This is a genomic window from Streptomyces sp. B93 (genome assembly GCF_018070565.1).
Taxonomy (GTDB): Bacteria; Actinomycetota; Actinomycetes; order Streptomycetales; family Streptomycetaceae; genus Streptomyces.
On sequence record NZ_JAGPXL010000003.1, the window covers coordinates 54,590 to 67,835 of the forward strand.

Consider the following 13,246-nt stretch of genomic DNA (forward strand, 5'->3'; position numbering starts at 1 on the left):
CGCGACGCGCTGAGCCGACGGCCCGCTCCCCCGCCGACGGCCCACACCGGAGACGGGTGCCGGGCGCCTCAGACGGCCTGCCCGCTGTGCAGTTCCGTGTAGGCGCCACCGCGGCGCAGCAGTTCGTCGTGGCCGCCGGTCTCCAGGATCCGGCCGTCGCCCATCACCACGATCCGGTCGGCGCCACGCACCGTGGAGAGCCGGTGGGCGACCACGAACGTGGTGCGCCCGCGCAGCAGCCGGGCCAGCGCCTGCTGCACCAGCGCCTCGGAACGGGTGTCGAGCGCGGAGGTAGCCTCGTCCAGGATCAGCACCTTGGGGTCCCGGATCAGCGCGCGGGCGATGGCGAGCCGCTGCCGCTGCCCGCCGGAGAGCCGGGCGCCGCGCTCGCCGACGAGGGTGTCCAGCCCTTCGGGCAGCCGGTCGACGAACTCCAGCGCGTTGGCGTCCCGCAACGCGGCCCGTACGGCGTCCTCGTCGGCGTCGTCCATGCCGTAGGCGACGTTCTCCCGGATCGTGCCGTCGAACAGGATGGACTCCTGGGGCACGACGGAGACGAACCGCCGGTAGGTGCGCAGGTCCAGGGTGTTCATGTCGGTACCGTCCAGCAGCAGACGGCCCGAGGTGGGGCGGATGAAGCCGATGACGAGGTTGAGCACCGTGGACTTGCCCGCCCCGGAGGCACCCACGAGCGCGACGGTCTCGCCGGGCGCGACGGAGAGGGTGAAGTCCCGTACGGCGGCCCGTCCGTCGTCGTAGGCGTACTCCACGTCCTGGAAGGTGACGGCGCCGCGCACGGCGGTGAGTTCGGCCTTGCCCTCGTTGTCCTCCAGTTCGGGCGCCTGGAGCACCTCGCCGACCGAACGGACCGACTCCAGGCCCTTGGTGATCACCGGGGCCAGTCCCGCCAGCGTGGTCACGGAGTTGGTGAGGGTGGTCAGGAAGGCGCTGAGCATGACGACGTCGCCCGCGGTGACGCCCCAGACGTCGTAGTACGAGATCAGTGCGGCGCCCGCGAGCACCAGCACGCCGACCACGTTGAGCACCACCCAGGCCAGCGAGCCGAAGCGGCCGTTGACGAGGTCGAGGCGCATTCCGGAGCTGAGCAGGCGGCGCAGGGTGCCGTCCATGCGGTTGAGGGCCTTGCCCTCCAGGCCGTGGGCGCGGGTGACGGGGATCAGCCGGGTCATCTCGGTCACCCGGGAGGACAGCGTCTCCACCTCGTGCCGGAAGTGCTCGTTGTGGGTGCGCAGCCGCGCCCTGAGCCGGGCCACCACCAGGGCCGCGGCGGGCACGACGACCAGGAAGACGGGGAGGAACTCGGGTGTGCGCACGCCGATGATCACCAGTCCGCCGATCAGGACGGTGCCCGCGCCGAGGCCGGTCTCGGCGGTCTGCTGCACCATCTGTTCGACCGTCTCGACGTCACGCACCACCTTGGCCTGGAGCACACCGGCGCTGACCCGGGAGTGGTAGCCGATGGAGAGCTGCTGCATCCGTGTGCACAGGGCGGAGCGCAGGGCGGTGCCCATGCGGCGCACGCTGCCGTAGAGCAGGCGGACGTAGAGCACGTGCAGGGGGTAGTTGACGAGCAGGATGAACATGATGACGCCGGTGCTCGTCCAGAGCCTGCTGACCGGCTGGTGCTGGACGACGGCGTCGATGATGGCCGCGGTGATCAGCGGCAGCAGCCAGACGGGGCTGTGCTTGACGGTGAAGACCACCACGGCGGCGGCGAGCCGTCGGCGGTCGGCGCGGAACAGATAGGCGAGCGTGCGTATCGGGTGCTCGCCGCGGTAGCGGTGGTCGAGGGGTCTCTCCTGCGTCGACGCCATCGGCGGTGTTCCTCCCAGTGCCCTGACGGAAGCGTCCTCGCGGGCAGCAAGCGCTTCCCTTCCCTTGCGGGCGAGGAGTACACCAGGTGGCGGGAGGACGCCCGGGACGTCCAGGGCGTGAGACCGGACCGGAGCGCGCTACCGCTCCAGCTGGCGGGACAGCTCGGCGGTGGCGCGGCCCAGCTCGGTGTCGTCGAGGGGCAGTCGGCGCAGGAGCCCGGCCCGCTCGCGCACGGCCCGGCGGGCGGCGCGCTCCCAGGCGACCGGGTTCTCCGGGTGGTTGAGGAGCTTGGGGTAGGCGCTGGCGGTGCGTTCCCACTGGCAGGCACCGGCGATGCCCGCCAGCAGCCGCAGCAGCTGCGGGCGGCAGGTGACCTGGGGCAGCTGGACGAGTTCCCAGAGGAAGGGGACCGTCGCCGCGGTGGCCTGCTCCACCACGAAGCCGTACTGGCAGATCCGGTCGCGGAGTTCGCCGACTGCGGCGGCGGCCGTCTGGGGGTTGCCCCAGGCGATCCGGTTGAGCAGCAGGGGGACCGCCGTCGCCGGGCCGGTGGAGTCCCGGATGTCCTGCCAGGGCACGTCCCGCAGGCCGCGCAGGGGCTCCGGGGGTGTCCCACGGTCGGCGGGCTGGCGGTGCTGGTCGCGCTCGGTGCTCGGCTGGTGCGTCGAAGCGGTGCGCATGGCGTGGGGCCTTTCCGCGGCGGTCGGTTCGAGGGATGAGGGCGGCGGTGCCGTCCGTCATCGCGGGGCGGGGCGCGGGTCCTGGTGCTGATGCCAAGTCAGGCGGGGGCGTAGAGGTGGGGGTTGACGCCTGTGTCATTATCCATGCCGAAGGCCTCCGCGTGCAATTGCACGAGAAATTGCGCGAGATCGGGGTAGGAAGAGGGAGACGCCCGTGCACCGTGAGCCGCCCGGGGTCCCGGTGGGCGCACGGCTCCCGGCCAGCGCGAGAACAGCAAGGAGACGGCAGTGTCACCAACACCCAACGGAGTGCGGGCCAGTTCGCTGGACGCGGCCTGGATCAAGAGCCGGCACAGCAACGCCGAGGGCAACTGCGTCGAGGTCGCCCCGATGACCGACGGCGCGGTCGCGATGCGCAACTCCCGTGATCCCCACGGGCCCGCGCTCATCTACACGGCCGCGGAGATGGCGGCGTTCCTGGCCGGGGCCAAGGACGGGGAGTTCGATCACCTCGTGTGAGACGGCTCGCGCGAGGGCTCACCGCGCACCGGGGCTCATGCCGTGCGCGGTCTCAAGAGGCTTTCCCCGTCGGGGAGATGCGGTGCACGGGGGCGGACTGCGGTAATCTGGTGGTCACTTCTGCCGGTTTGCTGGGAGCCAGGATGTCCGCCGAGTCGCAGCGCATCTCTCGCCTCGAACCCTATCTGGCGCGTACGGAACCGGCGCCGACTTTGCTCAAGATGCTGGTCGGCGTGCAGTTGGCCGGTTTCCGCGAGGACGCTGGCCTGGCGCAGGACCAGGCGGCCCGGGCCCTGGGCTTCAGCGCGGCGAAGCTGTCCCGCATCGAGGCGGGCAAGGGCCGCAGGCCGCCCTCCGAGAGCGACGTCCGCGCCCTGCTGGAGCTGTACGGCACCGACGAGTACGAGGTCTCGGTGCTGCTGAAGCTGCTGCGGCGGGCCGGCGAACCCGGCTGGTGGCAGCGGTACGACAAGCGGCTGATGCCGGAGTGGTTCGACCGGCTGGTCGGCTTGCAGGAGGCCGCCGAGGCGATCCGTACCTTCGAGATCCAGTACGTGCCCGGCCTGCTCCAGACCCCTCGCTACGCCGAGGCCGTGGTGGAGCGCGGCCTGCCCACCGCGCCCGCGCACGAGGTACGGCGCCGGGTGGAGCTGCGCACCAAGCGCACCCAGCTGCTGGACCGGGCGGACCCGCCGCAACTGTGGGCGATCATCGACGAGTCGGTGCTGCTGCGCGTCCTCGGCGGTACGGCGGTGATGCGGGAGCAGTTGGAGCACCTGGTGGAGATGGCCCACCGCCCCCATGTCACGGTGCAGGTGGTGCCGCTGGACGTGACGAACGCGTCGGCGCCCGCCATCCCGGTCACCTATCTGCGCTTCGGCGGGCTCGACCTGCCCGACGTGGTGTACCTGGAGCACATCCGCAGCGCGAACTTCCTGGAGGACCAGGACGAGACCGAAGAGTACCGGGTCGTCCTGGACCGGCTGGCGGACGAGGCGCTGACGCCCCGTGACTCGCTGACCCGGATGCGGGAGACGCTTCAGGCGCGGTACCCGGCCCCGTAGGACCGGGCCCGCCGCGGGCCGCCCGGGTCAGCGGACGATGCCCACGCCGCCGAACTCGATCCACTCATGGGTGAGCTGACGGGGTGCCACCTCGGTGTCCGGCCGCCAGGTGGAGACCTCCACCAGTCCCGGTTCCAGGATCTCCAGCCCCTCGAACAGCGTGGCCACGTCCTTCTCCTGGCGGACCCGGCCCCAGTGCCCCTGGGTGGCCTTGTCCATGAAGTCGGTGACGAAGTCGCGGACCTCGGGGTCCTCGCTGACCAGCTGGCACATCACCATGGCGCTGCCCGGCACCAGACGCTCCCGCACCCGGGTCGCGACCGCGAGCGGACCGTCGGTGTCACTGTCCGGGATGCAGTGGAAAACCGAGTTGAACAGCACGGCGACCGGCTGCGAGAAGTCGATCAGGCGCTGGGTGTCGGGGTGCGCGAGGATGCCCTCGGTCTCCCGCATGTCGGCGTGGATCACGGCCGTGCGCTCGTCCTGCTCCAGCAGGGCCCGGCCGTGGACGAGCACCATCGGGTCGTTGTCGACGTAGACCACGCGCGAGTCGGGGTCGATGCGCTGGGCGACCTGGTGGACGTTGTCCTGGGTGGGCAGGCCGGAGCCGTGGTCGAGGAACTGCCGGATGCCGTGCTCCTCGGCGAGGGTTCTGACGACCCGCTGCAGGAAGCGCCGGTTGTTCAGGGCGAGGCGGCGGGTGCTGGGCACCACCTTGTCGAGTTCCTCGCAGGCGGCCCGGTCGGCGGCGTAGTTGTCCTTGCCGCCGAGGTAGTGGTCGTACATGCGCGCGGCCGTCGGGATGCTGGCGTCGATCTCCGTGGACAGCGGCTTGTCGGTCTGCATCGTTCCCCCAGCGTTGTGCCGAGCGCCAACTCGACTGACGTGACAGGGAATACATCCTAGAGAGACGATGTTCGCCGATGCCAGTCCGCGGACGGGCGACCCGTTTTCAGGCCTGGTCCAGCTCGGCGATCTCCTCGGGGGTGAGGACGAGGTCCGGGGCCGCCGCGGAGTCCCGGATCGTCTCCGGCCTGCTCGCTCCCGGGATGGGCACGACCACCGGCGACTTGGCGAGCATCCAGGCCAGGCAGACGCGCTGCGGGCTCACGCCGTGCGCCTCGGCGATGCGGGCGAAGGGCGCGTAGGCGGAGCCGAGTTCCCCGGCGTGGGAGATGCCGCCGAGCGGGCTCCACGGCAGGAAGGCGATGCCGAGGTCGTCGCAGAGGCGCAGTTCGGGCTCGCTGCTGCGGAACGCGGGCGAGAACTGGTTCTGCACGGAGACCAGACGCCCGTCCAGGATGTCGTTGGCGAGCTTGATCTGCTCCGGGTTCGCGTTGGAGATCCCGGCCATCCGGATCTTCCCCTCGTCCAGCAGGTCGCGCACGGCGCCGACGGACTCCGCGTAGGGCACCCGGGGGTCGGGGCGGTGGAACTGGTAGAGGCCGATGGCCTCCACGCCGAGCCGCCGCAGCGACTCCTCGCAGGCCTGCCTGAGGTGGCGGGGGCTGCCGTCGAGGGTCCAGCTGCCGTCGCCGGGCCGCAGATGGCCGCCCTTGGTGGCGACGAGGACGTCCGCGCCGCGCTCGTGGGAGGCGAGGGCCCTGGCGATGAGCGTCTCGTTGTGGCCGACCTCGTCGGCGTCGCGGTGGTAGGCGTCGGCGGTGTCGATCAGGGTCACCCCGGCGTCCAGGGCGGCGTGGATGGTGGCGAGGGAGCGGGCCTCGTCAGGGCGTCCCTCGATGGACATGGGCATCCCGCCCAGACCGATCGCGCTGACCTCGACGGCACCGATACGGCGAGTGTGCATGGGCTCGTGACCTCTTTGGGCTGTCGCGCGGAACGATGGCGTCCGGCGGTCCGCCGTCGTGCGGCGGCGGCACCGGACGTGATCCAGCCTGACGGCCGCCGCCCCGGAGGTCCAATAGAAGCTGGTGAACGGATTCATCAACGGCGCAGCTGAATACCCGCACGCGCCACCGAGAGGATGTGTTCGCGCAGCCGTTCGAGGTACAGCCGCATGCTGCGGTAGGCGACCTCGGTGCTCGGGTAGCGGCTCGCGAACTGCAACCCCTCGTGGACCCGGGTCGTCCACACGCACACCTGGTCGCCGTACGACACCCGGATCAGGCCGTACGCCTTCAGCTCCTGCCACCGCTCGGACCCCGCGGTGCCCCGGGCGTCGACGTAGGAGACGATCGAGTACAGGTCGGGAGAGGTGGGCCGGAAGTCGGAGCCCAGCAGGCGCAGCACCCGTGCGATGGGCATCTGGGCCAGCGGGCGGCTCGCCCGCAGCGCGGCCCGCACCAGCTTCAGCGCGCTGTCGAAGTCGGGTGCGTCGGCCACCGGGATCTCGATCGGGGCGCCGCCGACGTACCAGCCCACCGAGTCCGACCACCGGGACTTCATCCTGGTGTGGAACGGTACGACGGTGCGGTACACCGGCTGCCCGGTCAGCTCGTGCACGATGAGCGCGGTGGCCGCGAGCACGCCGACCAGACTGCCGCCGTACGGCCGGCAGTACGCCTCGAAGGCGGCGGCGTCCGCCTCGTCCACCAGCATCTCGCGCAGCAGCTTCTGCGGCGGCAGCGGCCCGTCGGCGTCGAGGCCGAGGTCGACGGGGAAGTTGGGCAGTTTCCCCCCGCACCGGCCGACGAACTCCCGCCAGCGCCCCACGACGGCGTGGGTCGCGTCGATCCGGTCGGCGTCCGTGCGCTCGCTGGCGCAGAAGTCGATGTAACTCGCGGCGGGCGCCCCCGCCACCGCCCGCCCCTCCCGTCCGGCCGCGTACAGTTCGAGGATCTCGGCGGGGATGCGGTGCAGGGAGTAGGCGTCGACGTTGCTGTGGTCGAAGACCATGTACACGCTCGCGCCGCCCTCCCGGACGACCGCGGCGAAGATGAAGTTCGGCCAGCCCAGCGCGTCCGCCGCGACGTCGAAGCGGTCCTGGAGGTAGCGGGCCAGCGTCGCCGCGTCGGAGAACTCGCCCCGGTCCTCGCGGTGCAGCCGGACCGCCTCCGGCTCCAGCGTGAACCGCCGCATCTCCTCCCCGGCCCACCTGAAGCCGCTGCGCAGTGTCTCGTGCCGCAGCGTCCAGGCCCGCAGCGCCTCCTGGAGCAGCCCGAGGTCGACCGGTCCCGGGACGTCGAACGCCGCACCGATCCAGGTGGGCACGAAGAGACCGCCCGCACGCACCGCGCGCGCTGTTCGAAGATGGGACTCCTGTACGTACGCGGGAGGGCGCACGTCCTCCCCCAGGGCCGTCGCCGCCGCGACGGTGGTCGGATGCAGCGTCCACTCCACAAGACGTCCGGGCCGGATCTCGCAACGCTGGAGGTCGGTCATTCGCACGGGGCACTCCGTTCGCCCGCCCTCGCGTGCCGGGACGGGGAGGGGTCGGCTAGGGCACAACCAGGCCAACGATCCGGATGATCGGGAGGAAACGCCCGAGGCGACGGGTGCCGCCGTACGGCCCCGGTCAGGGGCTACGGCCGCGGCGCCCGAACACCAAGCCGGCCCCCCGTTCGCGTCGAACGGGGGGCCGGCCGGACGTCGGCCGCCGATGGGGCGGCGGGGCCGTCTCTCACCTCAGATCCGCCCACCGGTGAGACGGGTGAGCGGGCCGTGCGTGCGGCGCCCCGCACGGCGGCCCGCGAGATAGGACGTGGCGCCCAGCGCCGACAGGCCCGCCCCCACACCGGCGGCGAGGACCTTCCGGTGGGCGATCGCCGTCCATGTCGTCTTGGCGAGGGCCACGGCCTGTTCCGAGGTGGCGATGACGGCCTGGCGGCCGGCTTGGACACGTTCGGCCGCGCCGTGCACGACCGCGGTGCCCGTGGCGGCCGTACGCTCGGCCGCGTTGGTGGCCGCTGACTTCGCGTCATCCGACTTCTCGGCCGCCTTGTCCGCCGCCCGCGACGCGGGTGCGGTCGCCTTCGCCGTGGCCTGCCGGGCCTTGTCCGACGCGTTGCGCTTGGATGCGGAGTTCTGGTTCGTGCCGCTGTTCGATTGGCTCATGGACTTCGCGTTGCCGCTCGCGCCGACGGCAAACGCGCCCCGCGCCAGGACTGCCGCCCGGCCGGGAAACGATTCCGGGCGGCAGCCGGTTCGGGAGGGGGTCCGGCCCGCGGTCGGCGGCGCGGGCCGGGGGTCCCCGGTGGTGTCAGGCGCCCTTGCCGCTCAGGTACTCCTGGACGCCGGGGGCCTCGTGGGCGTCCTCGAGGTTGACGACGCCGCCCACGGCCTTGGCGTCGGGCTTGAGGACGTAGGTGGAGGAGCTGGCCGGGCTGTTGACGTCGGAGAAGTTCTGCGGGGTGCCGAGGCCGGTGTCGGCCTTGGTCTGGGCGCGGTGGGCCTTGACCACGTCCTCACGGGCGAGGCTGCCGCTCTCGCAGGCGTTCTCCAGGTCCGAGCCGATCAGCTTGGCCGCGTTGTACCCGGACAGCACGCCGGAGTCGACCGGGGACTTGGGGTACTTCTTCTCGTAGGCGGCGACCATCGCCTTGACGCCGGGCAGGTTGGAGCTGACGGCAGGGGCGGCGCTGACGATGGAGACCATGGCCTCCACGGCCTTCGCGGCGGGCGTCTGCATCAGCTGCGGGGCGTAGCCGGGGGCGCTGGAGACGATCGGCACCTGGAGGCCGCGGGAGGCGGCCACACCCGCGAGGGACGCGGTCTGGGCGGGGCCGGCGCTGATGAGGATGGCCTTGACGCCCGCCTTGCGGAGCGCGGAGACCTGGGCCGACAGGTCGGTGTCGGTGGCCTTGATCTTCTGGTCGACGATCTTCAGGCCCGCCTTCTCGGCCGCCCAGGTGGAGCCTTCCAGGGCGTTGCTGCCGTAGTCGCCCTCGAAGTAGACGTGGCCGACGGAGTCGCCCTTCTTCAGGCCCTTGGTCCGGGTGAGGAAGTCCACGGCGGCGATCATGTCGACGTCGTAGGTGGTGCCGAGGACCTGCACGGACTGCTTGCCGAGGAGGGAGGCGGCCCACGCCTGCGGGAAGGTGAGCATGCTGTCGCGCTCGATGTCGTCGATGAGCGCGGCGACCACCGGGGAGCCGATGACCTGCGGCAGCGCCACGACGTCGGAGGAGATGTCGGCGTAGGCGGTGACCGCCTTCTGGACGTCGTAGCCGTGGTCCTCGACGACGATCTCGACCTTGCGGTCGCAGATGCCGCCCTTGGCGTTGACCTCGTCGGCCCACATCTGCTGGGCCTGCACGATGGACTTGCCGAGGGTGGCGTAGGGGCCGGTCAGGTCGGTGAGGGCGCCCAGCTTGATGGTGGTGTCGGTGACGCCGGGTCCGGCCTTCACGCCGTCCGAGCCGCTGGCGGCGTCGTCGCTGTCCGCCTTGGAGCTGCACGCGGTGCCCGCGAACAGCAGCGCCGACAGGGCCGAGGCGAGGAGGACTCTGGAGGTGGTGCGGTGCCTGCGGTACTTGACGTTCACGGCGTGTGCTCCTTGGGTCGTGCGGCTGAGGCGGGTGGAAGCGTGGCTGTGGTGCTGGTGGTGTCCGGATCGGGGGTACGGGGGCGCCCGCGCTTGAGGCGGGCGCGGACGCGCCGGGTGAGGCCGTGCAGGCCGTCGGGGGCGTAGAGCAGGACCACGACGATGGCGGCGCCGTAGAGGTAGCGGGCAGCCTCGGTGGGGCCGACGCCGCCCTCGGCGGTGCCGGGGGCGGTGACCAGCGGCAGGTGCTCGGCGTAGCGGGTCATCAGCAGCGGCAGGGCGGTGACGAAGGCCGCTCCCGCCACGGCTCCGGCGACGGAGCCGAGCCCGCCGATGACGATCATGGCGAGGTAGTCGACGGAGAGGGCCAGCCCGAAGTAGTCGGGGACGATACGGCGGAAGCCGAGCGCCAGCAGGGCTCCGGCGAGGCCCGCGTACATGGAGGAGACGACGAACGCCGCCGAGCGGTAGCGGGCCACGTTGACGCCCATCACGGCCGCCGCGGTCTCGCTGTCGCGCAGGGCGACCAGGGCGCGGCCGGGCCGTCCGCGGAGCATGCCGCGGGCGGTGAGGCAGGTGACGGCGAAGAGGAGCAGCCCGAGGTACCACAGGCGTTCCTCGGTGCCGAACGGCACGCCCAGCACGGTCAGGTCGGTGTCGTCGCCGAAGCTGAACCCGCCGACGGTGAGCGGGGCGACGGAGCGGCCGTTGAAGCCGCCGGTGACGGAGTCCGCGGTGAGCAGGACGTGGTGGCCGAGGAAGACCAGCGCGAGGGTGGCGACGCCGAGGTAGATGCCGCGGACGCGGCCCGCGACGGGGCTGAAGAGACCGCCCGCGACCCCGGCGAGCAGCACCGCCAGCACCAGGGCGAGCAGCGGCGGCAGTCCGGGGCCCGGCTCCCCCGCCAGCCAGGCGTACCCGTAGGCGCCGACGGCGAGGAAGAAGGCGTGGCCGAGGGAGAGCTGGCCCGCGGTGCCGGAGAGCAGGCTGAGGCCGACGGCGCCGATGGCGGCGGCCATGGCGAACAGGCCGATCCGCAGCCAGAAGGCGTCCAGGTAGAACGGCAGGGCGCACATCAGCACCACGGGCAGGCCCCAGCGGGCCCACTTGGCGAGGTCAGACACGTGCCGCTCCCTTCGCGCCGAACAGCCCGGTGGGCCGGACGAGGAGGACCAGCACCATCACGGCGTACGGGGCGACGTCGCCGAACCCCTCGCCGAGGACGTGCAGTTCGGACTGGTACCCGGCGACGAGCGCCTCGGTCAGACCGATCAGCAGGCTGCCCGCGAGGGCGCCGGGCGGGGAGGCGAGTCCGCCGAGGATCGCGGCGGGGAACGCCTTGAGGGCGATCTGGCCGGTGGTGCGTTCCAGGCCGGGCGCCGGGAAGGCCACCAGGAACACGGCGGCGAGCGCGGCGAGGCCGCCCGCGAGGCACCAGGCGAGGGTGCGCACCCGGGTCAGCCGTACGCCCATCAGCGCGGCCGCCTCCACGTCCTCGGCCGCCGCGCGCAGCGACAGGCCCCAGCTGCTGTACCGGAAGAGGGCGAAGACACCGGCGATGACGACGGCCGAGACGACGATCGCGGCGATCCGGCTGTCGGCCACCGTGAACGACCCGACGCTGGTGACGGAGTCGCCCCAGGGGTCGCCGGTGCTCAGCAGGTCGCCGCCGATGCGCCGGGCCAGGTCGGTGACGAGGACGATGTCGATGCCGATGGTGACGATGGTCTGGACGTGCGCGGCGTGCGCGTCCTGTCCGCCGGTGCGCTGGAGCACGAACCGGTCGAGGAGTCCGGCGACGGTCGCGGTGGCCAGGATCGCCAGGGCGAGCGCCCCGGCGAAACCGAGGTCGTCGTGGAGTACGGCGGTGAGGTAGCCGCCGAGCAGCAGGAGTGAGCCGTGGGCGAAGTTGAGCACGCCCGACGCCTTGAAGATGATGACGAAGCCGAGGGCGACCAGGGCATAGACCGAGCCGAGGGCGAGGCCGTTGAGGATGTTGTCGACGAAGGTGGTCATGCCGCGTCCTCCCCGGTGGCGTCCGCCTCGGTGCCGAGGTAGGCGCGCAGCACCTCGGGGTCGCGCTGGACCTCTTCGGGGGTGCCGTGGGCGATGGCCTTGCCGAAGTCCAGGACGGTGACCTCGTCGGCGAGGCGCATGACCAGGCCCATGTCGTGTTCGACGAGCAGCACGGAGAGACCGAGTTCCTCTCGTACGGTGCGGATGACCTCGGCGGTGCGGACGCGTTCGGCGGCGTTCATGCCGGCGACCGGTTCGTCGAGGAGCAGCACACGTGGTTCCAGGCAGAGGGCGCGGGCGAACTCGACGCGTTTGCGGTCGCCGTAGGAGAGCGCGGCGACGGGGGCGTCGAAGTGTTCGGCCAGGCCGGTGAGTTCGGCGAGTTCACGGGCGCGGGCGAGGTGCTCGCGCTGTTCGCGCCGGGCGGCGGGCAGGCGCAGGGCGCTGGCGGTGAAGCCCGCGTGGGACAGGGCGTGGCGGCCGAGCATGAGGTTGTCGGCGACGGTGCCCTGGGTGGTGACGATGTTCTGGAAGGTGCGGGCGACACCGAGGCCGGCGATCCTGTGCGGGGCGAGCCGGGTCAGTTCGGTGTCGCCGAGGTGGACGGTGCCGGCGGCGGGCCGGTACAGCCCCGACAGGACGTTGAAGCAGGTGGACTTGCCCGCCCCGTTGGGTCCGATCACGGCGTGCACGGAGCCGGGGGCGACGGTGAAGGAGACGTCGTCGAGGGCGGTCAGACCGGCGAACCGGACGGTGACGTCGCGGACGTGGAGCGGCGGCGGTGGTGCGGTGGTGCGGGTGGTCACGCGGCCCCCTGACCTTCGGTGGCGGTCTCGCCCAGGTAGAGGCGGCGCACCGCGTCGGTGCGGGCGAGTTCGTCGGCGGGTCCGGACAGTCCGACCTCGCCGACCTCCAGGACGTAGGCGTGGTCGGCGAGCGACAGCGCCATTCCGGCGTTCTGTTCGACGAGCAGTACGGCGGTGCCCTGGGCGTTGATCTCGCGGATGACCTCGGCGATCCGGTCGACCATGCGCGGGGCGAGGCCGAGGGAGGGCTCGTCGAGCAGCAGCAGCCGGGGCGCGGCCATCAGGGCGCGGCCGATGGCGAGCATCTGCTGTTCGCCGCCGGAGAGCAGACCGGCGGCCTGGCGGGTGCGTTCGGCGAGCCGGGGGAAGAGCGTGAAGACCCGGTCGCGGGCCTCCTTGACCTGGGCGGGGGCGCGGCGGCCGAGGCCGAGGCCGCCCGCGCGCAGGTTCTCCTCGACGCTGAGCCCGGCGAACACCCGTCTGCCCTCGGGGACCTGGACCACTCCGGCGCGGACGGCGGCGACGGGGTCCTGGCCGTCGAGGACGGTGTCGCCGTAGCGGACCCGGCCGGCCGTGACGGCTCCACGATGCAGGCGCAGTGTGCCCGAGACCGCGCGCAGCAGGGTCGTCTTCCCGGCCCCGTTGGCGCCGAGCAGGGCGACGACACCGCCGGGTGGCACGGTCAGGGACACGGAACGGAGTGCGGACAGCGCGCGGCCGTACGCCACGTCGAGGCTCTCGACGTGCAGCGCGGCCTCGCTGTCCGGTGGTGCTTCGGGCATCACGGCTCCTCGGGTCCGTGCCGGGGCACGGCGCATCGTGGGAAGGGGATGCACACGACAGCACGCGTGCCGGACACGGCAACAGGCCCCGGCGCCC

13 protein-coding genes are annotated in these 13,246 nt (G+C 72.3%); 2 read left to right on the forward strand and 11 right to left on the reverse strand.

The features are described from left to right. Nucleotides 1-68: 68 nt before the first annotated feature. Nucleotides 69-1,835 (reverse strand): ABC transporter ATP-binding protein, encoded by a 1,767-nt coding sequence (locus KBY47_RS04005; RefSeq protein ID WP_210919474.1) that lies wholly within the window; start codon nt 1,833-1,835, stop codon nt 69-71. A gap of 138 nt (nt 1,836-1,973) precedes the next feature. Continuing rightward, complete coding sequence (locus tag KBY47_RS04010) at nt 1,974-2,516, reverse strand: hypothetical protein (protein WP_210919475.1); 543 nt, start codon at nt 2,514-2,516, stop codon at nt 1,974-1,976. 288 nt (nt 2,517-2,804) lie between these two features. Here KBY47_RS04010 and KBY47_RS04015 point away from each other — a divergent pair, with 288 nt between their 5' ends. Together KBY47_RS04015 and KBY47_RS04020 are read left to right on the forward strand one after the other, a co-directional pair. Continuing rightward, on the forward strand, nt 2,805-3,035 hold the full coding sequence (locus KBY47_RS04015; RefSeq protein WP_308405033.1) for a DUF397 domain-containing protein: 231 nt from the start codon (nt 2,805-2,807) through the stop codon (nt 3,033-3,035). Between the two features lie 143 nt (nt 3,036-3,178). Continuing rightward, a complete protein-coding gene (locus KBY47_RS04020; protein ID WP_210919476.1) occupies nt 3,179-4,099 on the forward strand; it encodes a helix-turn-helix transcriptional regulator in 921 nt (306 codons plus the stop codon). A gap of 27 nt (nt 4,100-4,126) precedes the next feature. Here the strand turns inward: KBY47_RS04020 and KBY47_RS04025 are convergent, their stop codons facing one another. The 9 genes from KBY47_RS04025 to KBY47_RS04065 all read right to left on the reverse strand — a co-directional run bounded on the left by KBY47_RS04025 (nt 4,127) and on the right by KBY47_RS04065 (nt 13,149). Further along, nucleotides 4,127-4,945, reverse strand: a complete 819-nt coding sequence (locus tag KBY47_RS04025) for an SAM-dependent methyltransferase (RefSeq protein ID WP_210919477.1) — start codon at nt 4,943-4,945, stop codon at nt 4,127-4,129. 106 nt (nt 4,946-5,051) lie between these two features. Then, nucleotides 5,052-5,909: an aldo/keto reductase gene (locus KBY47_RS04030; protein ID WP_210919478.1), complete on the reverse strand. Its 858-nt coding sequence runs from the start codon at nt 5,907-5,909 to the stop codon at nt 5,052-5,054. Nucleotides 5,910-6,046: 137 nt separating this feature from the next. Next, the gene (locus KBY47_RS04035; protein WP_210919693.1) at nt 6,047-7,444 is read right to left on the reverse strand and encodes a condensation domain-containing protein; all 1,398 of its coding nucleotides are present in this window, start codon (nt 7,442-7,444) and stop codon (nt 6,047-6,049) included. Nucleotides 7,445-7,687: 243 nt separating this feature from the next. After that, complete coding sequence (locus KBY47_RS04040; RefSeq protein ID WP_210919479.1) at nt 7,688-8,116, reverse strand: hypothetical protein; 429 nt, start codon at nt 8,114-8,116, stop codon at nt 7,688-7,690. A 145-nt stretch (nt 8,117-8,261) separates the two neighbouring features. After that, on the reverse strand, nt 8,262-9,545 hold the full coding sequence (locus KBY47_RS04045; RefSeq protein ID WP_210919480.1) for an ABC transporter substrate-binding protein: 1,284 nt from the start codon (nt 9,543-9,545) through the stop codon (nt 8,262-8,264). After that, nucleotides 9,542-10,621, reverse strand: coding sequence for a branched-chain amino acid ABC transporter permease (locus KBY47_RS04050; RefSeq protein ID WP_210919694.1), 1,080 nt, complete (start codon nt 10,619-10,621; stop codon nt 9,542-9,544). Before KBY47_RS04050 ends, KBY47_RS04045 begins: the two co-directional genes overlap by 4 nt. Nucleotides 10,622-10,661: 40 nt before the next feature. Next, entirely contained in the window at nt 10,662-11,561 is a 900-nt protein-coding gene (locus tag KBY47_RS04055) for a branched-chain amino acid ABC transporter permease (RefSeq protein WP_210919481.1), read from the reverse strand. Further along, nucleotides 11,558-12,367, reverse strand: coding sequence for an ABC transporter ATP-binding protein (locus KBY47_RS04060; RefSeq protein ID WP_210919482.1), 810 nt, complete (start codon nt 12,365-12,367; stop codon nt 11,558-11,560). Before KBY47_RS04060 ends, KBY47_RS04055 begins: the two co-directional genes overlap by 4 nt. Then, on the reverse strand, nt 12,364-13,149 hold the full coding sequence (locus tag KBY47_RS04065; RefSeq protein WP_210919483.1) for an ABC transporter ATP-binding protein: 786 nt from the start codon (nt 13,147-13,149) through the stop codon (nt 12,364-12,366). Before KBY47_RS04065 ends, KBY47_RS04060 begins: the two co-directional genes overlap by 4 nt. Nucleotides 13,150-13,246 lie beyond the last annotated feature (97 nt).

Bases quoted from the DNA above. Each gene is read 5' to 3' on its own strand.
- KBY47_RS04035 (WP_210919693.1), bottom strand. From the start codon at position 7,444: ATGACCGACCTCCAGCGTTGCGAGATCCGGCCCGGACGTCTTGTGGAG.
- KBY47_RS04025 (WP_210919477.1), bottom strand. From the start codon at position 4,945: ATGCAGACCGACAAGCCGCTGTCCACGGAGATCGACGCCAGCATCCCG.
- KBY47_RS04020 (WP_210919476.1), top strand. From the start codon at position 3,179: ATGTCCGCCGAGTCGCAGCGCATCTCTCGCCTCGAACCCTATCTGGCG.
- KBY47_RS04005 (WP_210919474.1), bottom strand. From the start codon at position 1,835: ATGGCGTCGACGCAGGAGAGACCCCTCGACCACCGCTACCGCGGCGAG.
- KBY47_RS04040 (WP_210919479.1), bottom strand. From the start codon at position 8,116: ATGAGCCAATCGAACAGCGGCACGAACCAGAACTCCGCATCCAAGCGC.
- KBY47_RS04055 (WP_210919481.1), bottom strand. From the start codon at position 11,561: ATGACCACCTTCGTCGACAACATCCTCAACGGCCTCGCCCTCGGCTCG.
- KBY47_RS04030 (WP_210919478.1), bottom strand. From the start codon at position 5,909: ATGCACACTCGCCGTATCGGTGCCGTCGAGGTCAGCGCGATCGGTCTG.
- KBY47_RS04010 (WP_210919475.1), bottom strand. From the start codon at position 2,516: ATGCGCACCGCTTCGACGCACCAGCCGAGCACCGAGCGCGACCAGCAC.
- KBY47_RS04050 (WP_210919694.1), bottom strand. From the start codon at position 10,621: ATGTGCGCCCTGCCGTTCTACCTGGACGCCTTCTGGCTGCGGATCGGC.
- KBY47_RS04065 (WP_210919483.1), bottom strand. From the start codon at position 13,149: ATGCCCGAAGCACCACCGGACAGCGAGGCCGCGCTGCACGTCGAGAGC.